Annotated in this window: 20 protein-coding genes; 10 read left to right on the top strand and 10 right to left on the bottom strand. The window is 67.5% G+C overall.

Annotation, left to right across the window (positions count from 1 at the left end; genetic code table 11):
• Nucleotides 1-55: 55 nt before the first annotated feature.
• Both R2910_00705 and R2910_00710 read left to right on the top strand, forming a co-directional pair.
• A complete protein-coding gene (locus tag R2910_00705) occupies nucleotides 56-544 on the top strand; it encodes a hypothetical protein (protein ID MEZ4411486.1) in 489 nt (162 codons plus the stop codon).
• Between the two features lie 30 nt (nucleotides 545-574).
• Complete coding sequence (locus tag R2910_00710) at nucleotides 575-2,191, top strand: adenylate/guanylate cyclase domain-containing protein (GenBank protein MEZ4411487.1); 1,617 nt, start codon at nucleotides 575-577, stop codon at nucleotides 2,189-2,191.
• Between the two features lie 15 nt (nucleotides 2,192-2,206).
• Here R2910_00710 and R2910_00715 read toward each other — a convergent pair whose 3' ends face one another.
• From R2910_00715 to R2910_00735, 5 genes are read right to left on the bottom strand one after another with little or no spacing between them, the layout of a single operon-like run.
• Nucleotides 2,207-2,785: a Maf family protein gene (locus tag R2910_00715; GenBank protein MEZ4411488.1), complete on the bottom strand. Its 579-nt coding sequence runs from the start codon at nucleotides 2,783-2,785 to the stop codon at nucleotides 2,207-2,209.
• On the bottom strand, nucleotides 2,782-3,225 hold the full coding sequence (gene dtd, locus R2910_00720) for a D-aminoacyl-tRNA deacylase (protein MEZ4411489.1): 444 nt from the start codon (nucleotides 3,223-3,225) through the stop codon (nucleotides 2,782-2,784). Before dtd ends, R2910_00715 begins: the two co-directional genes overlap by 4 nt.
• A 41-nt stretch (nucleotides 3,226-3,266) precedes the next feature.
• Nucleotides 3,267-5,093, bottom strand: a complete 1,827-nt coding sequence (glmS, locus tag R2910_00725; GenBank protein MEZ4411490.1) for a glutamine--fructose-6-phosphate transaminase (isomerizing) — start codon at nucleotides 5,091-5,093, stop codon at nucleotides 3,267-3,269.
• A gap of 18 nt (nucleotides 5,094-5,111) precedes the next feature.
• The gene (gene glmM / locus R2910_00730; GenBank protein ID MEZ4411491.1) at nucleotides 5,112-6,476 is read right to left on the bottom strand and encodes a phosphoglucosamine mutase; all 1,365 of its coding nucleotides are present in this window, start codon (nucleotides 6,474-6,476) and stop codon (nucleotides 5,112-5,114) included.
• A 26-nt stretch (nucleotides 6,477-6,502) separates the two neighbouring features.
• Nucleotides 6,503-7,663 carry a response regulator gene (locus R2910_00735; GenBank protein ID MEZ4411492.1) on the bottom strand — a complete coding sequence of 387 codons (1,161 nt, stop codon included), beginning with the start codon at nucleotides 7,661-7,663 and terminating at the stop codon, nucleotides 6,503-6,505.
• On the opposite strand from R2910_00735, the gene R2910_00740 reads away from it, so the two are divergent.
• The 8 genes from R2910_00740 to R2910_00775 all read left to right on the top strand — a co-directional run bounded on the left by R2910_00740 (nucleotide 7,657) and on the right by R2910_00775 (nucleotide 16,317).
• Nucleotides 7,657-8,823, top strand: coding sequence for a cystathionine gamma-synthase (locus R2910_00740; GenBank protein ID MEZ4411493.1), 1,167 nt, complete (start codon nucleotides 7,657-7,659; stop codon nucleotides 8,821-8,823). The genes R2910_00735 and R2910_00740 overlap by 7 nt on opposite strands.
• Nucleotides 8,824-8,902: 79 nt before the next feature.
• Nucleotides 8,903-9,931: a M48 family metallopeptidase gene (locus tag R2910_00745; protein ID MEZ4411494.1), complete on the top strand. Its 1,029-nt coding sequence runs from the start codon at nucleotides 8,903-8,905 to the stop codon at nucleotides 9,929-9,931.
• Nucleotides 9,928-11,211, top strand: a complete 1,284-nt coding sequence (purD, locus tag R2910_00750; GenBank protein ID MEZ4411495.1) for a phosphoribosylamine--glycine ligase — start codon at nucleotides 9,928-9,930, stop codon at nucleotides 11,209-11,211. Before R2910_00745 ends, purD begins: the two co-directional genes overlap by 4 nt.
• Nucleotides 11,212-11,281: 70 nt before the next feature.
• Nucleotides 11,282-11,638, top strand: coding sequence for a plastocyanin/azurin family copper-binding protein (locus tag R2910_00755; GenBank protein ID MEZ4411496.1), 357 nt, complete (start codon nucleotides 11,282-11,284; stop codon nucleotides 11,636-11,638).
• 65 nt (nucleotides 11,639-11,703) lie between these two features.
• Nucleotides 11,704-12,528 carry a DNA-formamidopyrimidine glycosylase gene (mutM, locus tag R2910_00760; protein MEZ4411497.1) on the top strand — a complete coding sequence of 275 codons (825 nt, stop codon included), beginning with the start codon at nucleotides 11,704-11,706 and terminating at the stop codon, nucleotides 12,526-12,528.
• Nucleotides 12,528-13,622 (top strand): hypothetical protein, encoded by a 1,095-nt coding sequence (locus R2910_00765; protein ID MEZ4411498.1) that lies wholly within the window; start codon nucleotides 12,528-12,530, stop codon nucleotides 13,620-13,622. The genes mutM and R2910_00765 overlap by 1 nt, the downstream gene beginning before the upstream one ends.
• A gap of 2 nt (nucleotides 13,623-13,624) precedes the next feature.
• The gene (locus R2910_00770; protein ID MEZ4411499.1) at nucleotides 13,625-15,760 is read left to right on the top strand and encodes a GWxTD domain-containing protein; all 2,136 of its coding nucleotides are present in this window, start codon (nucleotides 13,625-13,627) and stop codon (nucleotides 15,758-15,760) included.
• Between the two features lie 71 nt (nucleotides 15,761-15,831).
• Nucleotides 15,832-16,317 (top strand): hypothetical protein, encoded by a 486-nt coding sequence (locus tag R2910_00775; protein MEZ4411500.1) that lies wholly within the window; start codon nucleotides 15,832-15,834, stop codon nucleotides 16,315-16,317.
• A gap of 3 nt (nucleotides 16,318-16,320) precedes the next feature.
• On the opposite strand, the gene R2910_00780 is transcribed toward R2910_00775, so the two are convergent.
• The 5 genes from R2910_00780 to R2910_00800 form a co-directional block, all read right to left on the bottom strand.
• Entirely contained in the window at nucleotides 16,321-16,812 is a 492-nt protein-coding gene (locus R2910_00780; protein MEZ4411501.1) for a metallophosphoesterase family protein, read from the bottom strand.
• A 111-nt stretch (nucleotides 16,813-16,923) separates the two neighbouring features.
• Nucleotides 16,924-17,520 carry a flavin prenyltransferase UbiX gene (locus R2910_00785; GenBank protein MEZ4411502.1) on the bottom strand — a complete coding sequence of 199 codons (597 nt, stop codon included), beginning with the start codon at nucleotides 17,518-17,520 and terminating at the stop codon, nucleotides 16,924-16,926.
• A gap of 187 nt (nucleotides 17,521-17,707) precedes the next feature.
• Entirely contained in the window at nucleotides 17,708-19,504 is a 1,797-nt protein-coding gene (locus R2910_00790; GenBank protein ID MEZ4411503.1) for a UbiD family decarboxylase, read from the bottom strand.
• A 7-nt stretch (nucleotides 19,505-19,511) separates the two neighbouring features.
• Nucleotides 19,512-20,399 (bottom strand): UbiA-like polyprenyltransferase, encoded by an 888-nt coding sequence (locus R2910_00795; protein MEZ4411504.1) that lies wholly within the window; start codon nucleotides 20,397-20,399, stop codon nucleotides 19,512-19,514.
• Nucleotides 20,396-21,124 carry a ubiquinone/menaquinone biosynthesis methyltransferase gene (locus R2910_00800; GenBank protein MEZ4411505.1) on the bottom strand — a complete coding sequence of 243 codons (729 nt, stop codon included), beginning with the start codon at nucleotides 21,122-21,124 and terminating at the stop codon, nucleotides 20,396-20,398. Before R2910_00800 ends, R2910_00795 begins: the two co-directional genes overlap by 4 nt.
• Nucleotide 21,125: the final 1 nt, after the last annotated feature.

Here is a 21,125-nt window from a genome sequence, read left to right on the forward strand (position 1 = left end):
CATCGGCGGCTGCGGAGGCTCGACACCCGGGCTGGAGGGACCGGCACCGGGCCCGGTGCCGCGGGTCTATCCCGCCTCGCAGGTGTTTGCCGTCGAGGTCTGGGGGGCGCAGGCGCCGGACACGGTGGTCACATTCGCCGCCTCGAGCGGCCGGTCCATCGTCCTGCGACACGGCCCGCCCGATAACACCGTCTTCGCTGAAATGGACATACCTGAGGGTGCCTTCAGTCCGCGGGGCAGCGGCGACTCGGTTGCCGTTTCGATCCACCCGACGCCGGGCATCTACGGCCTCACGGTGGAGAGCGAGGCCGCCCTGACCTCGCCCATCGTGCTCACGTTCAAGTACCCCGTCCACTTCGCGGCCCCGTCGGACAGCCGCGCCCGCTATCCCACCGACGTGCTCTTCGAACAGGCGCTCGCCATCGCCCTGGTGGAGGATGACGGCGCCCAGTTCCGGACGCTGCGGTCCACCCGCCCCGCCAGCGACAACCTGAGTGCGACGATCTCCATTCTTGGCCGCTACCAGTTGGTCGCTCCGCGTTGAGGCGCCTGAGGCGCTAGATTTCGCCCCATCATGCCACTCTTCTCCCTCATCAGCTTCGGCGGAGACCAGCGATTCGAGCTGCCGGCCGGCCGCACCTTGCTGGTCGGGCGGGCCGTCGAGTGCGACGTCCCGGTCTTCGATCCCACCGTGTCTCGCCACCACGCCGAACTCACCGCCGATGAGCTGGGTGAAGGGGTGCGCGTCCGCGACCTCGGCAGCTCCAACGGCACCTCGATCAACGGGGTGCGCGTCGCCGAAGGGTGGCTGGCTCCGAACGACACCGTCGCCTTCGGGAAGATCTCCTATTATCTCCGGGCCCTCGAAGTCACGGCGGAACACCGGGTGCCCATGCCCGCGCCCCCCACCGGCCCCAAGGGTGGCAGCATCGTCCGGCAGCTGGTGGTCAACGTGGACACCCCGGCACGGGTCGATGCCGCCGCCGCGGACGGACTGCTTCGGGTCGGGTCGGGAGGGCCGGAGCGCCAGGCGGAGAAGCTCGCTCACCTGCTCGCCCTCTCGAACCGCCTCTCCGGCGAACTCGACCTCGACCGACTGCTGAACACGGTCGCCGAAACCACCTTCCAGGTGCTCAACGTGGACCGGGTCGCCATCCTGCTGCGGGACGCCAAGAGCGGAGACCTCGTGCCCGCGGCGTCGCGCAGCCGGCTCGGCGGGGCGGAAGGCCTGCGCGTGCCGCAGTCGATCGCGCGGAAGGCGGTGGAGGAGCGGGTGGCACTGCAGACCGACAATGCCGCCGCGGACGAGCGCTTCACGGGAAAGTCGGTGGTGCAGCAGAGCGTACGCGGGGCAATGTGCGCCCCGCTGCTGGCCGAGGGAGACCAGGTGCTTGGCCTGCTCTACGTCGACAATCTCGCGACGCCCGGGAGCTTCACCGAGGAGGACCTGCAGTTCCTGGTGGCCTTCGGTGGCATCGCGGCGGGTGGGATCCGCGCAGCCCGATCCGCCGACGCCGTACAACGGGAGGCGGCCACGCGCGCCAATTTTGAGCGGTACTTCGCGCCGTCCGTCGCGGCGGACATTGCCGGACGACAGGGCGCCATCGAGCTCGGCGGGACCCGCCAGCCGCTCACCATCCTCTTCAGCGACATTCGCGGATTCACGGCGCTCGCCGAATCGATGCCGCCCGACGCGATCGCGGAACTCCTGAGCGCATACTTCACTGAAATGGTGGACGTGATCTTCGAGCACGGCGGCACGCTCGACAAGTTCATCGGTGATGCGATCATGGCCCAGTGGGGAGCACCGATCAGCCACCCGGACGACGCCGAGCGGGCGCTCCAGGCCGCATTGGGCATGGAGCGCGCGGTGGGCGACATCAACGCGCGGTGGGCCGCCCAGGGCCGACCGACCATCAGCATCGGCATCGGCATCAATTATGGTGAGGTCTTCGCGGGCAACATCGGCAGCCACCGCCGCCTCGAATACACCGTCATCGGTGACGCGGTGAATGTCGCTTCGCGGCTCTGCTCGGCCGCCGCCCCCGGCGAGATCCTCATGACCGAGGCGTTTCACCGTCAGCTGGGCAAGAAGAAGCCCGCCGTGGAGCGGGCCGAAGGGATCGACATCAAGGGGCGGACCGGGAAGGTCACGGTGTACCGGATGAACGGACTGGGGAGCAAGGACTGAGGGCTCCCAGCGAGGTCAGCTCCCCGGCTTGCCCGGAAACGCGTAGGGCACCCCGGCTTCCGCCAGCAGATCGAGCACCAGCCTGATCGGCAGCCCCATCACCCCGAAGAAATCGCCGTCGATCCCTTCCACCAGCGCCGCCCCGTACCCCTGAATGCCATAGGCCCCCGCCTTGTCCATCGGTTCACCGGTGCGGACATAGGCCCGGAGCATGCCCTCGCGCGCCGGTCGGAAGGTGACCGCCGTGACGTCCACCGCCTCGAAGACGGTCTCGGCAGCGCGCAGCGCCACCGCCGTAATGACATGGTGAGTCCGGCCCTGCAGGCGCAGCAGCATCCGCACCGCGTCATCCTCATCGAGCGGCTTTTCCAGCAGTTCATCATCGAGCACCACGATCGTGTCCGCGGCCAGGACCAGGTCCCCGGGCACGGCCGTCGCCTTGTCGTGGGCCAGGCGGAGGGCATAATCGCGTGGGCCCTCACCCGACTTGCGGACCTCGGGCACCTGGGAGGGGCGGACGTCGACCGGGATACCGAGCATCTCGAGCAGCTGGCGGCGGCGCGGCGACGCCGAGGCAAGGATGAGGGACGTCATGCGGAGCGCTCGAGGATGAGGGTGACGGGACCGTCGTTCAGGAGTTCCACCTGCATGTCGGCGCCAAACTCTCCGGCCTCCACATGGAGGCCGGCGGCGCGCAGCCCGGCCAGGAACTTTTCGTAGAGCGGGATGGCGATCTCGGGACGCGCCGCGCCGATGAAGGACGGACGCCGTCCCCGCTCCGTGTCCCCGTACAGCGTGAACTGGCTCACGACGAGGACGCCCCCGTCCACGTCGGACAGCGCGCGATTCATCTTCCCCTCGTTGTCGGTGAAGAGTCGCAGGCCAGCCACCTTGGCGGCCATCCAGTCGCACTGCTCTGGGGTGTCGGTGGCGTGAAAGCCGGCCAGCAGGAGGAAGCCACGGCCAATGGCGCCGGTCACCCGACCGCCGACCGTCACGCTGGCGCGGGAGACGCGCTGGAGGACGACACGCATGACGGAGTTTAACACCGGCGGCAGGGCCGGTGCAGCGGTCGCTATTCGACGGTGACCGACTTCGCGAGGTTGCGGGGCTGGTCCACGTTGCACCCGCGGCGCACGGCCACGTAATACGACAGCAGCTGGAGCGGGACGATCGTCAGGATCGGGGTCAGGAGGTCAAGCGTCTGCGGGATGGTGAAGGTCGCATCCGCCAGGCGCTCAATTTCGGGGTCGTTCTCCGAACAGATGGCGAGCACCTTGCCACCGCGCGCCTTCACCTCTTCGATGTTGGACACAATCTTGGAGTGCACCGCATCCATTGGGGCAATGAACACGACCGGCATGTTCTCGTCGATCAGCGCGATCGGCCCGTGCTTCATTTCCGCGGCGGGATACCCCTCCGCATGGATGTAGGAGATTTCCTTCAGCTTGAGGGCGCCCTCGAGCGCGACGGGGAAATTGACCCCGCGGCCGAGATACAGGGCGTGGTTGCCCGAGAAGAACCGCTCGGCGAGGAGCTTCACCTCGGCTTCCTTGGCCAGGATCTGCTCGATCTGGGCCGGGAGCGCCTTCAGCGCCTGGATGAACTGCCGGCCCTGCAGGATGCTCAGGTTCCGGAGGCGGCCGAGGCGGAGGGTCAGCAGCGCCAACGCCGCCACCTGGCTGGTGAAGGCCTTGGTGGACGCCACGCCCACCTCGGGGCCGGCATGCAGGTAGGTGCCGCCGTCGACCTCGCGGGCGATGGTGCTGCCCACAACGTTGACCAGGCCGATCGTCCGCGCCCCGCGGCGCCGCGCCTCGCGAATCGCCGCCAGGGTGTCAGCCGTTTCCCCGGACTGACTGATCCCGATCACCAGCGTCTTTTCGTTGACGACCGGGTTCCGGTACCGGAATTCGGAGGCGTACTCGACTTCAACCGGCACGCGGGCAAGTTCTTCGAGCATGTACTCGCCGATGAGCGCACTGTGCCACGACGTGCCGCACGCCGTGATGATGATCCGCTCGACCGCGACCAGCTCCTCATCGGTCATGTTCAGGCCGCTGACGCGGGCCGTGCCCTCCTCCTCCAGCAAGTGGCCGCGGAGGGTGTTGGCGAGCGAATCCGGCTGCTCACAGATTTCCTTGAGCATGAAGTGCTCTTTGCCGCCCTTTTCGATCGTCGCGAGGTCCCAGTCGATCTGGTTGACCGGCTTGTCGATGTTCTTGACCTCGAGATCGCGGACCCGGTACCCGTCGCGCGTGAGAATGACCATTTCGCCGTCATCGAGATAGACCACGGACCGGGTGTGTTCCAGGAGCGGCGAGGCATCGGACGCCACGAAGCGCTCGTTTTCGCCGACGCCGACAATCAGCGGTGATCCGTTGCGGGCCGCGACCAGGATATCCGGCTCATCGGAAGAAATCACCGCAATGCCGTACGCGCCGTCCACTTCACGGAGCGCGGCGGCCACCGCCTCCTCCAGGTCGCCCTGATAGAGCTCGCCGACCAGGTGCGCCAGCACCTCGGTGTCCGTTTCCGAGGTGAAGGTATGGCCGCGATTGAGCAGCGCCTTGCGGATGGAGCCGGCGTTCTCGATGATCCCGTTGTGAATCAGGGCAATCCGGCCAGACTGGTCGGTGTGGGGGTGCGCATTGAGGGTGGTGGGGGCGCCGTGCGTGGCCCAGCGGGTGTGACCGATCCCGACGGTACCGGACGGGAGGTGGTCCGTCACCTGCTTCTCGAGATTGGACAGCTTGCCGGCCGCCTTGTGCACCTTGAGGCCGGTCCCGTTGATGACGGCGATTCCGGCCGAGTCGTACCCGCGGTACTCCATCCGACGCAGGCCGTCGAGCAGAATCCCTGCAGCCTGACGTGGCCCGACATACCCGACGACACCGCACATAGGTCCCACTCCCTCTGTTCAGCTCACGAGCGACCGGCATGCCTCGATCAACGATTCCGCGTCCACAGCGGTGGGGGCCTCGGCGATGAACCGGATGATCGGTTCGGTGCCCGAGGGCCGCAGGTGGACCCACCGATCGGGCCAGGAGAGCCGCAATCCGTCGCGGTCGTCGACCGTGGCATCCGCGAAACGCTTCCGCAGCGCCTGGTACGCTGGGGCGAGGTCCGCACCACGCGGAGCCTTCGCCTTGACAATGTGATAGCGAGGGGCGCCCGCAACGAGTCCGGAAACGGTCTGCCCCGACTCAAGGAGAAGTTGCAAGATAAGGGCCACCCCGATCGGGGCGTCCCGGCCGATATGGACCGAGGGCAGGATCACCCCGCCGTTCCCTTCCCCGCCAATGACCGCCGCCTTCTCCTGGATCATCCGGGCAACATGCGCCTCGCCGACCGGCGCCCGGAAGAAGCGGGCGCCGTGCCCGGCCGCCGCGTCCTCGACCACCAGGCTGGTCGACAGGTTGACCACGACGGTGGCCGAAGCGGCCTTCGCGCCCAAGTTGCCAAGCACAGCCCGGACGGCAAAGGCGAGGGTGTAGTCCTCCCCGATAGGCTCGCCCCGCTCATCCACCAGCGCCAGGCGGTCCACGTCCGGATCGACGGCCATCCCGATATCGGCCCCGGACTCGCGCACCAGCCGGGACAGGTCGCCCAGATTCTCCGGGAGCGGTTCAGGGGGGCGCGGGAACCGTCCGTCCGTCTCGAGATTGATGGCGCTTACCTGGCATCCCAGCGCCTCGAGCAGCGGCGGGATCGAGGTGCCGCCGGCCCCGCGGACGCAATCCAGTGCCACGTGAAAGCGGCGGGCACGAATCCCCGCGACGTCCACCATCGGCAGGGCAAGCACCTGCGTGAGATGACGGGCGATGGCGTCGCGGTCCTCCTGCACCCCGCCGACGGCGTCCCACCCGGCACGCCGTGGGCCCTGTTCCGCGAGCGCGCGTACCGCCGCGCCCGAGTCGGCGTCGAGGAAAATGCCATCGGGGCCCACCAGCTTCAGCGCGTTCCACTCCACGGGATTGTGGCTGGCCGTGAGCATCAGGCCTGCACCGGCATGGTGGTGCTCCACGGCCAGTTGCAGCGTCGGGGTGGGGACGATGCCGATGTCGATCACGCTGACACCGACCGACATGAGCCCTGCCTTGGCGGCATGGGCGAACATCGGCCCACTGGTCCGGGCGTCCCGGCCAAGGACCACCTTCGGCCGACCGGCAGCCGCCGCCCAGGCGCCAAGCGCCGCGGCATGGCGCGCCACCAGCTCCGGCGTCAGGTCCTTCCCGACGATCCCACGCATCCCGGAAACACTGACCATCAGGGTGTCGCTCATCGAAAGTCCCCCGTGCTGCACGGGCGTCAGACGTGGATAGGAAGCTTCGCGGGTTCGGGAAACGCCTCACAAAAGGCGTCGATGACCGTCGGGTCAAACTGCGGACCGGAGCAGCGCCGAAGCTCTTCGAAGGCCGCGACCGGCACCAACGACTCGCGGTAGGCTCGATTGGTCGTCATCGCATCGAATGCGTCGACCACCGCGACGATCCGCGCCTCAACGGGGATATCCTCCCCCCCCAGCCCGTCGGGGAAGCCGCGACCGTCAAACCGTTCGTGGTGGGACCGGGCGATATGGAGCACGACCGGCCGATCGTGGGCCAGCGGCGCGAGGATCTTCTCCCCGAGCACCGTGTGCTCCATGACGTGCCGGAATTCGTCCGGGGTCAGCCGAGCCGGCTTGTTCAGGATGTCTTCCCGGGTGCCGATTTTCCCGATGTCGTGCAACTCGGCCCCGAGCCTGATGTTGTCGAGGAAGTCGCCGGTGTAGCCCAGGTGAACCGCCGTGCGCACCGCGTACTCGCGCACCCGCTGCGAATGGCCCCGGGTATAGGCGTCCTTGGCCTCGAGCGCATGGGCCAGCGTCTGCGCGCCTTCGAGGAACAGTTCCTGGATCCTGGCCCGCTGCCGCCTGACCTCCTCCTCAAGGTGCTTCTGGTAATACCGGTTCTGGAGCGTCAACTCCCGCTTCTCCAGCGCCTTGGCGACCCGGGCCTGGACCTCGCCGAGCACCATCGGCTTCGCGATATAGTCCAGCGCGCCCTTCTTGAGACAGTCCACGGCAATCTCCACATCCGCGACCGCGCTCAGCATGATCACCGCCGTGTCGGGATAGCGTCGCCGCACCTCCTCCAGCAGCTCGACTCCATCGCGACCCGGCATCCTGATGTCGCTGATGAGCACGGCCACCTCACCCTGCCCGGCGAGCGTTGCCAACGCCTCGTCAGCCGAGGAGGCTGAGATGCACGTGAGTCCCTGCGACTGCACGACGCGGACGAGGGCGTCACGCACCTGGGGGTCGTCGTCGACGACCAGGCATTGGGCGGCGACTGGCGGAGGGGAAGTCTCGGGGGTGTCTGGCACAGGTGGAAGGTAGGGCTGACCGGGGCAATTCTCAACGAGACGCCTTGCCGCAACGCCTTTTCCCCCATAAGGTTCCTCCACCTCAACCGGTGTGATCCATGACACAGATTCTTCCGCACGACCTCGAATCAGGGCTGGGCACCAGGGCCGTGCACGCCGGCCAGGTGCCAGAACCGCTTTCTGGCGCGGTCATGACGCCGATTTACCAGACCTCCACCTACGTCCAGGAGGGGATCGGCAAGCACAAGGGCTACGAGTACGCCCGCACCGACAATCCGACCCGCCAGGCGCTGGAGCGGAACGTGGCTGCCCTCGAAGGGGCGACATACGGTTTCGCCTATGGATCGGGGTTGGCGGCGCTGGACGTCCTGCTCAAGGTGCTCAAGAGCGGCGACCACGTGGTCTGCGGTGAGAACCTGTACGGCGGCAGTCATCGTCTCATGGAACGGATCTACACCCGGTTTGGGCTCCGGTTCAGCTACGTCGACAGCCGGGACATCCGGAACGTCGAGGCGGCGCTCCGCCCCGAGACCCGGATGATCTATTGCGAGACGCCCACCAACCCCATGATGCAACTCACCGACCTCGCCGCCGTGGGCGACCTGACACAGGCCCACGGCTATCTCTTCGCCGTCGACAACACCTTCGCCACGCCGATCTTCCAGCGCCCGCTCGAAGTCGGCGCCGACGTGGTGCTCCACAGCACCACCAAGTACCTGAACGGCCACAGCGACATGGTGGGCGGACTCCTGTTGACGCGGCGCGAGGACCTTGCCGAACAGTTCGGGTTCATCCAGAACGCCGCCGGCGCCGTGCCGGGGCCCATGGACTGCTTCCTCGCCCTCCGCGGTACCAAGACGCTCCCCCTCCGCATGCGCCAGCACGATGCCAACGGCAGGGCCGTAGCCAAGTGGCTCACCGAGCGGAAGGATGTGCAGCAGGTCTACTATCCGGGCCTGACATCGCACCCACAACATGAGCTGGCCAAGAGGCAGATGAGCGGTTTTGGCGGGATGATCTCCTTCGACATCGGGGATCCGGCGCGGGCCCGGCGCATCGCGGAACGGACGCGGATCTTTGTGCTCGCGGAGTCGCTGGGAGGCGTCGAGAGCCTCATGGGTCACCCCGCAAGCATGACGCACGCATCTGTCCCGCCTGCCATGCGGGAGGCGATGGGGCTCACCGACTCACTGCTCCGGCTGAGTTGCGGGATCGAGGATGTTGAGGACCTGATTGCCGACCTCGATCAGGCCTTTGCCACCTGAGGGCCGGTACGCTGTAGCATTCTGAAACAAGCAGGGTCCGCCCGGCGTATTGGTGGAATCCCATAACCAGGCCGAAGACATGTCGAATCTCCCTGCCCCGCGGCCCCGCCGCACTCTGCCAGACATCGCCCCCGTCAGCTGGGAGCATCCCGCCGACCGGGCAGCATTGCAGGCGCTCCGTGCCCTGCCGGGAGTGGACGAGGTCATCCGGAAGGTCCTCGCCCTGCTCGGCGGGGAGCGCGGCATCCGGCTGCTCTTCCAGGCCAACGCCGTCCGGGTCGGGCCGACCCAGTTCCCCCGGCTCTGGCACATGCATGTCGAGAACTGCGCCACGTTCGGCTGGGAAAAGGTTCCCGAGGTGTATGTCACCCAGACGCCGATCTTCAACGCCGGCGCGTACGGCATCGACGATCCCTTCATCGTCCTCCATTCGGCCGCGCTGGAAATTCTCGACGAGGACGAAATCCTGACGCTCCTCGCGCATGAGCTCGGCCACGTCATGAGCGGCCACTCCCTCTACCGCACCATCGCCGCCATCCTGGCCCTGGTCAGCCTCGGCGCCCTCCCGATGTTCGCCGGAATCGCCCTGCTGCCCGTGAAGCTGGCGTTCCTCGAGTGGAGCCGAAAGTCGGAGCTGTCCGCGGACCGTGCCGGGCTCCTCGGCGTCCAGGATGTCATGGTGGCTCAGCGCCTCGACCTGAAGATGGCGGGCGGTGGGCGCGGCGAGTTCTTCACCGACGCCGACCTCAACCTCGACGCCTTCATGGCGCAGGCACACGAGTACGTCAACACCAACGAGGGTCTCGACATCGTCTACAAGGTGCTGCACACCTTGGGCGTGACGCACCCGATGCACACGGTGCGCGCCGCCGAAATCCAGACGTGGGTCGCCAGCGGCGACTACGAACGCATCCTTGCCGGCGAGTACGTGCGCCGCGGCAGCCCGGAGGATCAGCGGCCTCTCGGTGAGCACTGGAAGGACGCCAAGGACTACTACGCCGATGCGGCCAAGGACTTTGGCCAGCAGGTCGGCGACGCCGTCCGGAGCACCGCGAGCAAGGCCGCCGAGGCGTTCCGCAACGCACAGAAGCGCGGCTCGAGCGCGTGAAGATCCTGATCGTCGGCGGCGGGGGCCGCGAACATGCGCTCGCGTGGGCGCTGCAGCGAGAAAACCCCGCCGTCCAGCTCAGCGCCGCTCCGGGCAATCCCGGCATCGCCGCACTCGCCAATCTCCTTCCCATCCCCGCCGACGACATCGACCGCCTTACCGAGGCGGCGGTGTCCGGCAACTTCGACCTCACCGTCGTGGGTCCCGAGGTTCCACTGGCCCTCGGCCTGGCCGACCGGCTTCGTGCGCGGGGGCGGCTGGTGTTCGGCCCTTCGGCGGCGGCCGCTGCCGTGGAGGCCTCCAAAGCCTTCTCGAAAGAAGTCATGGAGTCCGCCGGTATTCCGACGGCGGCGAGCCGGACCTTCACCGACCTGCCCACCGCCCTGTCGTACATCGACCGCCACGCCGAACCGCTGGTGGTCAAGGCGTCCGGGCTGGCGGCCGGCAAGGGGGCCATCGTCTGCGCCACTCGCGCCGAGGCCTCGTCCGCGGTGAAGGGCATGCTGGGCGACGGACGGTTCGGCGAGGCCGGGCGGACCGTCGTGGTCGAGGCGTTCCTGGTGGGCGAGGAACTCTCGGTGCTGGGGCTCACGAACGGAGAGGAGATCACACTCCTGCCGGCGTCCCAAGACCACAAGCGGCTCGGCGAGGGCGACACCGGTCCGAACACCGGCGGCATGGGCGCCTACGCCCCGGTAACCCCGGCAACTCCGGCGTTGCTGCAGCGGGTGCGCGAGGAGGTCATGATCCCCGCGCTGGTCGAACTCGATCGTCGAGGCGCCCGGTTCGCGGGATGCCTCTACGCCGGGATCATGGTGGACCCGGCGGGCGCGCCGTTCGTGGTGGAGTTCAACTGTCGTTTCGGGGATCCGGAAACGCAGGTCGTGCTTCCGATGCTGGACGGTGGCCTCACCGACGCCCTGGTCCGCGTGGCCGAGGGCAAGCCCTCGGGTCCGCTGGCGTTGCGACCCGGTGCCTCGGTCACAACCGTGCTGGCGGCCCGCGGATATCCGGACACCCCCGAGAAGGGCGCGGCGATCTCCCTGCCGGCGGAACTGCCGACGGGCGTCACCGTGTTCCATGCCGGCACGGCACGGGATGCCGGCGGCGTGCTCCGCGTTTCAGGCGGACGGGTGCTCAACGTGACGGCGGTGGCGCCCACCTTCGCCGAGGCCCAGGCCGGAAGTCGTGCCGGCGCCGAGGCCATCACCTTTGACGGGAAGGTCTGGCGGCGGGACATCGGTTGGCGGGAAGCGGGTCGGCGGTCAGGCAGAAGTTAGTGTTCAGGCTGTCTGGCGTGAGAACGGCGCGTTATTGTTGAGAGGTCGGCCCTCCCCCACCGAGGTTCCCATGCGTACGCTGCCCGCCGTCCTGGTGGTCGTTGCCCTTGCGGCCTGCTCCACCGAATCCTCCGGCGGCCCGACGCTCCCGCCCAGCGACGTCATCATCGTCGCCGGCGCCGCCACGAAGGGGGCCGCCGCGTATGACCCGGACTCCATCACTGTCAGTCTGGCCGCGCATCCCAGGGTCATCTGGGCAAACGACGACGGACTGCGACACACCGTCACGGCCGACAGCGGGGCCTTTGATTCAGGCAGCATCAGCAGTGGAGAGGCCTATTCCCACACCTTCTCGGCGACGGGCACCTATTCGTATCACTGCGCCATCCACCCGAGCATGGTCGGCACGCTGGTGGTCACCCCATAGGATTCGGTCCGCACCGATGCCGCACGACCGACCGGACTCCGCGATGAACGACCGGGTTGGCGCGCGTGCCTGAACTTCCGGAAGTCGAGACCATCGTTCGCGATATTCGGCCCGAGGTCCTGGGACGGACCGTGGTGGGGGTGACACTCTCCCACACCGACGTCCTCCGCGGCGTCACCAGGCCTGCCCTGCGCCGCGGACTCGCGGGGGCGACCATCGGCGATCTCTTTCGACGTGCAAAGCACGCGGTGTTCGATTTCGGCAAGCGGCGCCTCGTGGTGCAGCCGGGGATGACCGGCGCCCTCTTGGTCCACGACCGTCCCCTCAGCGATGAGGAGGCCCGCTACGCGGTGCTGCGTGCCGAGCTCGATGACGGCAGGACCCTGGTGTACCGCGACGTCAGGCGCCTCGGGACACTCCTCTGGCTCGACGCCAAGGGGTGGGCGGCCTACGACGCCGCCATCGGGCCGGAGCCGCTCGATACCGGGTTCAGCGCGGTCGCGATGCGCGCGGCGCTCGGCCGGACCAGGCAGTCGATCAAGAAGGCGCTGATGGACCAGAAGCTCCTGGCCGGCGTGGGCAACATCTACGCGAACGAGGCGCTCTTTGCCGCCGGCATCGATCCCTCGCGGGAAGCGGTGCGCCTCTCCCTCCCGGAATGGGATGCGCTGCACCGGGAGCTGGTCCGGATTCTTTCGGCGGCTGTGTCAGGCCGCGGCAGCACGGTGCGGGACTACCGCACCGGCACCGGTGAGCAGGGCAAGTTCCAGCTTTCGCACCTGGTGTACGGTCGCGAAGGGGAGCCCTGCGTCCATTGCGGCACGACCCTCGCCGGCACCCACGCGCTCGACGCACGCATTACCGTCTTCTGTCACCGCTGCCAGGTCTGATGTCCCAGCTCGCCGCCCTCCCGCTCGCCTCCGCCGACCTCGGCGCCCTCCGGGAACGGGTCCGCCTGCTCGCCGAAAACCGGCCCGCGGTGTACCGGATGACCGACCCGGCGGGGCGGCTGCTGTACGTCGGCAAGGCGAAGCGGCTCCGCGCACGGCTGATGACGTATTTCCGGGCCAGCTTCCCGGACGACAAGGCGGCGCGTATCCTCCACGCCGCCGGGGACATCACCTGGGATTACGTGCATAGCGACTTCGCCGCCTGTCTCGGCGAACTCCGGCAAATCAGGCAATTCCGTCCGCCCTTCAACGTGGCCATGAACCGGACGCGGCGCGCCGTGTTCGTGAAGATCCTCGACTCGCCCGCGCCGAAGGTTTATCAGGGCGCGACGATCGGCCGGCAGGACGGCCGGGTGTACGGACCCTTTCGCTCCCGCGGGCGCGTGGAGGAGGCGCTCCGCGTGCTCAACGACCTGCTCGGGCTGCGCGACTGCGAGGCCCGCATGCCGATCGTCTTCGCGGACCAGGGCGACCTCTTCACCGCCGCAACCCAGGCGGCCTGTCATCGGCATGAACTTGGGCAGTGCACCGGCCCCTGCGCCGGGCTGGTCAGCGAAGTGGACTACCGCCGCCGGATTGAGACAGCCGCCGCCTTCCTCGAGGGTCGGACCATTCAGCCGATCGACCGCGCCATTGTGGCGATGCAGGAGGCGGCGGTCGCGCAGGACTACGAGCGCGCCGCCAAGTGGCGGGAGCGGTTCGAGCATCTCGAATGGCTGCTGGCGGCGACGGCGCGCTCACGGGCGGCGGTGGACCTGCTGACGTTCGTGTATCGCGACCCTGGAGTCTTCGGCGACGACCGGGCCTACCTGGTTCGGCGCGGCACCGTGCGCGCCTGCTTCCCCTATCCCACGACGCCGATCGAACGAATCGCGTTCGGCGGGGTCGTCAAGGAAGAGCTCGGTCGGGAGGAACCGGCGGCGGGGCCGCTCCCCCTCGAGGCAATCGACGAGATCCTGCTCTTGATGTCATGGTTCCGGACGCACCCGGAGGCACTAAAGCGGACGGTCCCGTTGGAGGAGTGGGCGGTCTAGCAGTGCACCTTCGGCGGTGGGTCATCGTCCTGCTGGCGGTCTCGGCACCGCCGCTGCACGCCCAAAGCCCGGGCGACAGGCAGGCGCTGGGCGCGTTTCGGGATTCGCTCGCAGCCTCCACCGATTCGGAGTACCTCGCGTCCCTGGCCACCCAATACGAAGGTGTCGAGACGGGCGACTCGACAGAGGCACTGGCCCGTATCCGAGCCGGATACGCGAGGCTCCAGGCGGGGAAGCCGGCGCTCGCGGAGAGGGACTTCCGCCGCGCCGCCAAGCTCCAGCCCACCTGGCCGGTGCCCTGGCTGGGGCTGGGCGATGCGCACACCGCCCTCGGCCTCATCACCCTGCAGAACAAGCTCAACCTCGGCACCCGTCCTGGCATGGGGGAGTTCCAGGAAGCGGCCGACGCCTACGGACGGTCGTTGAGGCTCGACCCGCGCTTCACCCCCGGCATCGAGGGCGAATTGCGCCTCGCCGTCGAGCGGCGCGACACCGCTCTCCTGGCCACTGCACTCGCGCACGCGCACCAGATCCCCCCAGACGCGGCCACCCCGGCATTCCTGGTGGCGCTGTCCCGCGCAGAATGGCGCATGGGAAATGTGCAGGCGGCGCAGGCGGCGCTCCAGGCGGTCCCGAGCGATCATGCCACACCCGCCATCCAGTATGAACGGGCCCGTACCCTGCTCGCCGAGGGCGATGCGTACGGGGAGTTCTACTATTGGGAGGCGGTCTCGGCCGATGACCCAGCCATGCTGCTCATGCTGCGACGGGACATGACGCTCATCGCCACACCGGACGAGATGGCCGTGTTCGACACCACATCTCCCTCGTCCCGTCCCGCGTTCCTGCACCAGTTCTGGGACTTGCGGGACGGCCAGGCATTGCGCTCGCCTGGGGAACGGATCCGGGAACACTACGCGCGCATCGCCTATGCCGACCGGCACTTTGCATTCAGTGATGCCCGACACTGGCACAAGCCGGATGACCTGCAAGACGCCTTCCCCTTCGACTCCATGCTCGACAGCCGAGGAGTGGTGTATGTGCGGATGGGCCCACCGGACATCCGGTTCCAGCCAAACGTGCCAGGGTATGTCGCGAGCGAGACGTGGCAGTACAATCGCGTCCAGGACACCTTGCTCCTGACCTTCGCAGCCCAGAACAGCATCGGCGACATGGTGCTCATCCGGATGTATACCGACATCGCATGCACCTCAACGTCGGGATGCGACGAGATCACGCTGCTGGAACAGCTTCGCGTCGTCAACGACACCTATCGTCGTCTGTACTACTCCGGGGGGCCCGCCGCCCAGCGGTACGAGGCGACGCTCTACAAAATGGGCAAGGAGAGCATCGCGACCAGCACTACCACGGATGCCCACCCCCTCCGGTTCCCTGCGTCCGTCACGGCGCAGGTGCTCCCACTCGCCATCGGCGCCGCACAGGGCGGATCCGGGGTGCAGGTCGCGGTGGCGGTGGTACAGCCCGCGCCTGACCGAGCGGGCCAGCGCGACACCATCAGGGTACGGTTCGCCGCCTACGGTCATGGTGGCAGGGCGGTGGCCAAATTCGACACCACCCTGGTGTACACGGCACCGTTTGCTCCGGCCAGGGCGGACTCGACGTATACCATGTTCGCCCACCTGCCGACGGCGCTCCCCGCAGGGAATTGGAGTTGGCAGGCGGCCGTACAGACAGGGGACTCGACCGGGGCGCTCCTCGCCTCGCAACTGATCACCATCCCTGTGCACTCTGCCAGCACCTTGGCGGTCAGCGATCTGGCGGTCGGCGTGCGGGGGTGGTCCGCACCGTGGCCCGTGGCTCCCGGCGATACCGCCTGGGTGACACCGCGTCACAGCCACCGCGCCAGGGTACCGGTGGAGTTGTACTACGAGGTCTACGGCATCCCGGGGGGGCAGACATACGAGGCAGAAATCACCGCCCGCCGGGGTGACAAGGGGACGGGGCCGAGCATCACGCTGGGCTTCGAGGAGCGGAGCGCCGGCACGCCGACCCGTGTCGCCCGCACCCTCAACCTCGAGACCCTCACCCCCGGCGACTACATCCTCGAGGTTCGCGTCGTGGACCGGGCGGGGCGCGTCGCCTCCTCCTCCCGACCGCTCCAGATCACCGAAGAATAGCCGTTCCATCTTGAAACTATCCTGAAACGCCTCCGTAGTGGGCTGGTCAACCAACCCGAACAGAGGTTCCCATGTCCATTCGAAACGTACTGCTCTCGACGTCCCTGCTGGCCCTTCCCGCCATCGCCCTGTCCCAAACCCCGGCACCGGCCGCTTCGGCCACGGCCAGTGCGACCGCCACCGCGGAGCCGGCCCCCACCGTGCACCCACGGGTAGGTAACGAGACCGAGCTGGGCCGGAGTTACACCGCGTTGCTCTACACAGGGCAGTTCGACAGCCTCTTCGCCCACATGGGTGAAAAGATGCGCACGGCCATGGGCAGCCCGGACGACATGGCGGCGCAGTGGGATCAGTTCACTGCCAGGATCGGCGAAGAAACGAAGCTGTTGGACGAGACGGTGGTAATGCGGAAGGGCAGCCCGCAGTACTGGCGCACCGCGGATTTTTCGATGGCGCCTGAGCCGTTCATGCTCCGGTGGGTCATTGTCGACGGGGAAATCCGGGGCATCGGGATCAACCCGGCGAGCCAGGCTCCTCCGATCGACCCCGACCAGTAGCGTTCAAGCGTCTCCAGCCGCGAGCAGTGGTACCAGGCGCGCTCGCGGCGGGAGGCCCGCCTCCAGTTCCATGATCCCCACGGACGGTGGGAGGTCGAATCGACGCGCCCCGGCCCCTCCGGGGTTCATGGCCGTGACGGTGATGTCGACGGTGGCGAGCAGCGGGCGGTGGGTATGCCCGAAGATCAGCACGTCGGCATCCGGAAAGGCCGCGTTCATCGCCTCGGGGGTTGGGCTGCCGAACTGATTGCCGTGGGTGACCACGATCCGGATGCCCTCGAGCTCCAGTTCTGCCACCTGCGGCACCTTGGCGCGCACATCCCAGTCATCGGTATTCCCATACACCGCCGTTACCGGGGCGATCGTCTCCAGTTCGGTCAGGATATCGAGCGGACCGATGTCCCCGGCGTGGAGAATGTGGTCCACCTCGCGGAACACCTCGAATACCTCTGGGCGAAGCAGGCCGTGGGTGTCCGAGATGATGCCAAGGCGCATGGATTCCCCTCAAGATGCATTCACGAAAGCACGAAAGAGCGAAAGCACGAAAACAGCACAGTTGTTCTTTCGTGTTTTCGTGTTTTGGTGGATTCAATTCGCCGCGGCTCCCTAGCCTGGCTCGTCCCCACCCCAGCGCAGTGCGATGTCGATGCCCAGCTCCAGCTGATCCAGCACCCGCTGCACGATGAAGTCCACCAGCTCGCTGACGGTGGTCGGGCGGTGATAGAACCCCGGCGCCGCAGGTATGACAACGCCACCGGCTTTCGTCAGCGTGACCAGGTTCCGCAGATGGATCAGCGACAGCGGCGTTTCACGCGGGACGACAACGAGCTTGCGCCGTTCCTTCAGCGCCACATCCGCCGCACGCTCCACGAGCGACCGACTCGACCCCTGCGCGATCGCCGATACCGTCCCCATGGAGCAGGGGCAGATCACCATCCCCGCCCACTTGGCAGACCCCGAGGCCGGCTTGGCGCCCCGGTCGGTGTCTGGATAGACCGTGATGCTGCTCCAGTCTCCGCCAGTCGCGCGCTGCAGGCCCTCGAGGTCAGTGATGCCACATTCCGCCTCGAGCAGCCGCTGGCCGTGACTCGTGACAATGAGCCATACCGGCACCTTGTGCGTGGCCAGCACCTCGAGGAGGCGCACGGCATACGGGGCACCCGACGCACCCGAGATCGCCATCACGATCGGGAACTGGCTCACCCGCCTCTCCGATTCGCGGTCGGGGAGCGCACCGGATGGGATGGCGGTCTCGGCGGGGGCACCTGCCGCTTCGGGCCGACTGGCGTGCCCTTCTTGGGAATCCCGGGCTGCTTTGGCGCGGGAATCAGGCTCTCACGCTCTCGCATACGAATCTCCGTTCCTGCTGGTCCTGCCTTGAATCACGTACCTACCACTTCCCGCGCTCGCGCCGCTCCAGGCGATCCCCGAAGTACTCCCCCCAGCGACGATCGACCAGCCGGATCGTGTCGTCCGGCATGGTGACCGGCGGCGGATAGCCCGGTTTCCAAGTGGCGTCGATGGCAATCCGTCCGCCATACACCGGCTTGGCACCGACGAACTCCTGCCGCTCGAACATCAGGTCGCGCGCCGGATCGAACCGGGTGAAGATACCCCAGACAATATTCCCCTGGTCGTCCAGGTCCACGTCGTCGCTGACGGCCGCCACGAACTTCACCGGCCCCAGTCCCTCCCAGCGCAGCAGCTTTTCGAGCACCGCGCGCGGCTCGCTCTTCACCTGCACCACGACGAACCCGCCCTCGAGCACCCGGTGGGCGCCAATCCGCCGGTCGAACGCCGAGGGGTCCTCGATCGCTGTCGGCGGGGCATCGGTGGTCACCACCTCGCCGGTCGCATCGAGCACCAATTTGCTGCCGACGTGCAACTCGAACGAGGTGTAGTCCAGCGTGTCGAGCGGTGCGATCGGCAGCAGCAGCATCCGGTCGCGCGGGTCGAATCGATGCCAGAGTTCGCGCAGGGTCCGGCCGAAATTCCGCACCGGCACGTCGTCCCGCACCATCACGACGCACTTGGTGAGCGCGAGCTGGCCCGTCCCGAGCAGGTTGAGCGCGGTCTTGAACGACTCCAGCGGGTGCCTCACCTTGACCGACACGGTGAGCAGATTGTGGAACACCGCATCGTCGCTGGCGAAGAGATCCACGACGTTCGGATTGACCACCCGAATGAGAGGCCCGATCATCTCCCCCGCGGCCAGACCGATCCACTTGTCTTCCTGCGGCGGCTTCCCGACCACGGCACCGGGATAGATCGCGTCGCGCCGTCGCGTCACGGTCTTCACGTGAAATACCGGAAAGGGCGACGCTTCGGAGTAGTGGCCGTAGTGGTCGCCAAAGGGGCCCTCCATCCGCCGTTCGCCCGCAGGGACCACGCCTTCCAGCACGAAGTCGGCGTTGGCCGGCACTGGGATGGAGATGCTCTTGCCCGCGACGAACTCGGTGGCACGCCCCCGCAGGAATCCGGCGAGCCCCAGTTCGTCGAAGTCCTCCGGCAACGGGAGAATTGCCGAGAGCATCGTCATCGGGTCGCCGCCGAGCACGACCGCGGCCTCCAGCGATTCCCCACGGCGCTCCGCCTCGTGGTGGTGCCCCCGGCCACCCTTCATGCTCTGCCAGTGCATGCCGGTCGTTTTCTCGTCGAACACCTGGAGGCGATAGAGACCGAAGTTTCGAACCCCATTGGCCGGGTTGTGCGTGATCGTCGGCCCGAAGGTGATGAAGGCCCCCCCATCCCTGGGCCAGCTCCAGAGATTCGGCAGGCGGTCCAGGCGGGGCGACTCGATCACTTCCTGAACGGGCCCATGCCGCACCATGCGCGGGCGCATGAACCGCGCCTTGAGGAGCGTCGAGCGCAGTTCCCAGAACTTGCCGAGGGACGGCGGATTCAAGCGCTGGAAGGTCTCGATCAACTCGCTGCCGACCTGCTCCGGCGGGCGGCCGATCGCCATCTCCATTCGGCGGGCCGACCCGTAGAGGTTCATGGCGAGCGGAAAATCGGCGCCCTTCACGCGCTCGAACAGCAGCGCCGGCCCGTCCTGCCGGATGACGCGCTGGACGATCTCCGCCACCTCGAACTTCGGATCCACCTCCGCCGTGACACGCAACAGCTCGCCGCGGCCCTCAAGGTGCCGCACGAAGTCCAGCAAGCCGTCGAAGCGGGGAGTGGTCACAGGACGCTCACGCGAGCCGGTCGAGGAGGGCGAAGCTGAACACGGTCACCGACATCACCGCGTTCATCCGAAAAAAGGCCGCGTCGAGCCGCGAGAGATCGCCAGGTCTCACCAGCTGGTGCTCGTAGGCGAGAATGATCGCGGCGGCAGCGACGCCTGCATAGTACCACCATCCGAATCCCGCCCCATACCCGAAGAGGGCGAGGGCGGGAATGGTCGCGCCGTGGAGGAGCTTGGCCAGGAGAATTGCGCGGGGCTCGCCGAGTCGCACCACCGCGCTGTGCAGGCCGCTCTCGCGGTCAAAGGCCACATCGGGCAGGGCATAGAAGATGTCGAAGCCCGCCACCCATGTCGCCACGGCCACCGTGATGGCGAACAGCAGCCAGGCCGGCTCGCTCCACGCACCCGTCACGGCGAGCCAGCCACCGACTGGCGCGATGGCGAGGCTCATGCCGAGCCAGAGGTGGGGCCACCAGGTGAACCGCTTCGAGAGGCTGTAGCCGGTCACCCAGAGCAACGCCAGCGGACTCAGGATGAAACAGAGTGGATTGAGCAGCCAGGCAGCCCCCACGAAGAGCGCCGCAGCCGCCACCACCGAGCCCCACGCCTGCGGCACGGAGAGCGCGCCGCGCGGGAGCTCCCGGTTCTGGGTGCGCGGGTTCCGCGCGTCGTACTCCCGATCGGCGATCCGGTTGAAACCCATGGCCACCCAGCGGGCCGCGGTGAAAGCCACCACGACGAGCCCCAGGGTGCGCAGAGTCACCGGCACCTTGAGGGAGGCCGCAAGCACGCCGAGGAGCGCAAAGGGAAGCGCAAAGAGGGTATGCGGCAACTTCACGAAGTTGACGTAGCGGACGAGGAGCGACTCCCCGGCGAAGGTCTGGCCTTCGGTCACGCGCGGGTACCCACGTGAATGGCGCAAATTCCGCCAACGAGCGTTGACCAGGACACGTCGCGGAACCCTGCGTCGGTCATCCGTTCCGCCAGGGCCGGCGGCTCCGGGAAAGCGAGAACCGACTCCGGGAGCCAGGTATAGGCGTTCGAGTGGCTGGATATGAGCCGTCCGATACCGGGCAGCAGATGACGGAAATAGAAGAGGTAGAGTCCCCGGAGCGGCTGCCAGGAAGGCATGCTCAGTTCGAGGATGACGAAGCGTGCGCCGGGCTTGAGCACCCGCGCCGCTTCGCGAAGGCCTGCATCGAGGTCCATGAGATTGCGGACGCCGAAGCCGACCGTGGCACCATCAAACGCGGCGTCGGCGTGAGGCAGTTCCAGGGCATCGGCGGTGACGCAGGCGATCCGCTCCGCCTTGCCGCGCCCCAGCTGGAGCATCCGGGGAACAAAATCGGACCCGACAACGAGGCCCCCAAATCCGGGCTGGCGCGCGAGGGTGGCGGCGAGGTCGAGTGTGCCTGCACAGAGGTCGAGATAGCGGCCATCGGGCTTGCGTTCCCAATTGAGACGCTCAACCGCCTTCCGCCGCCACCGCTTGTCGAGGTTCAGGCTCAGCAAGTGGTTCAGGAAATCGTAACTCGGGGCAATGGCGTGAAACATCCCGCGCACATAGGAACGCTTTTCTGCGCCGCCCGATACTGGTAACTTCCTGTCCGTGGCTAACATA

It is taken from the genome of Gemmatimonadales bacterium (assembly GCA_041390145.1).
Lineage (GTDB): Bacteria > Gemmatimonadota > Gemmatimonadetes > Gemmatimonadales > GWC2-71-9 > SPDF01.

What these genes read in the sequence shown, in the direction of transcription:
- R2910_00710 (MEZ4411487.1), top strand. Translation starts at nt 575, where the DNA reads ATGCCACTCTTCTCCCTCATCAGCTTCGGCGGAGACCAGCGATTCGAG.
- R2910_00715 (MEZ4411488.1), bottom strand. Translation starts at nt 2,785, where the DNA reads ATGACGTCCCTCATCCTTGCCTCGGCGTCGCCGCGCCGCCGCCAGCTG.
- dtd (MEZ4411489.1), bottom strand. Translation starts at nt 3,225, where the DNA reads ATGCGTGTCGTCCTCCAGCGCGTCTCCCGCGCCAGCGTGACGGTCGGC.
- glmS (MEZ4411490.1), bottom strand. Translation starts at nt 5,093, where the DNA reads ATGTGCGGTGTCGTCGGGTATGTCGGGCCACGTCAGGCTGCAGGGATT.
- glmM (MEZ4411491.1), bottom strand. Translation starts at nt 6,476, where the DNA reads ATGAGCGACACCCTGATGGTCAGTGTTTCCGGGATGCGTGGGATCGTC.
- R2910_00740 (MEZ4411493.1), top strand. Translation starts at nt 7,657, where the DNA reads ATGACACAGATTCTTCCGCACGACCTCGAATCAGGGCTGGGCACCAGG.
- R2910_00745 (MEZ4411494.1), top strand. Translation starts at nt 8,903, where the DNA reads ATGTCGAATCTCCCTGCCCCGCGGCCCCGCCGCACTCTGCCAGACATC.
- R2910_00755 (MEZ4411496.1), top strand. Translation starts at nt 11,282, where the DNA reads ATGCGTACGCTGCCCGCCGTCCTGGTGGTCGTTGCCCTTGCGGCCTGC.
- R2910_00765 (MEZ4411498.1), top strand. Translation starts at nt 12,528, where the DNA reads ATGTCCCAGCTCGCCGCCCTCCCGCTCGCCTCCGCCGACCTCGGCGCC.
- R2910_00775 (MEZ4411500.1), top strand. Translation starts at nt 15,832, where the DNA reads ATGTCCATTCGAAACGTACTGCTCTCGACGTCCCTGCTGGCCCTTCCC.
- R2910_00780 (MEZ4411501.1), bottom strand. Translation starts at nt 16,812, where the DNA reads ATGCGCCTTGGCATCATCTCGGACACCCACGGCCTGCTTCGCCCAGAG.
- R2910_00800 (MEZ4411505.1), bottom strand. Translation starts at nt 21,124, where the DNA reads ATGTTAGCCACGGACAGGAAGTTACCAGTATCGGGCGGCGCAGAAAAG.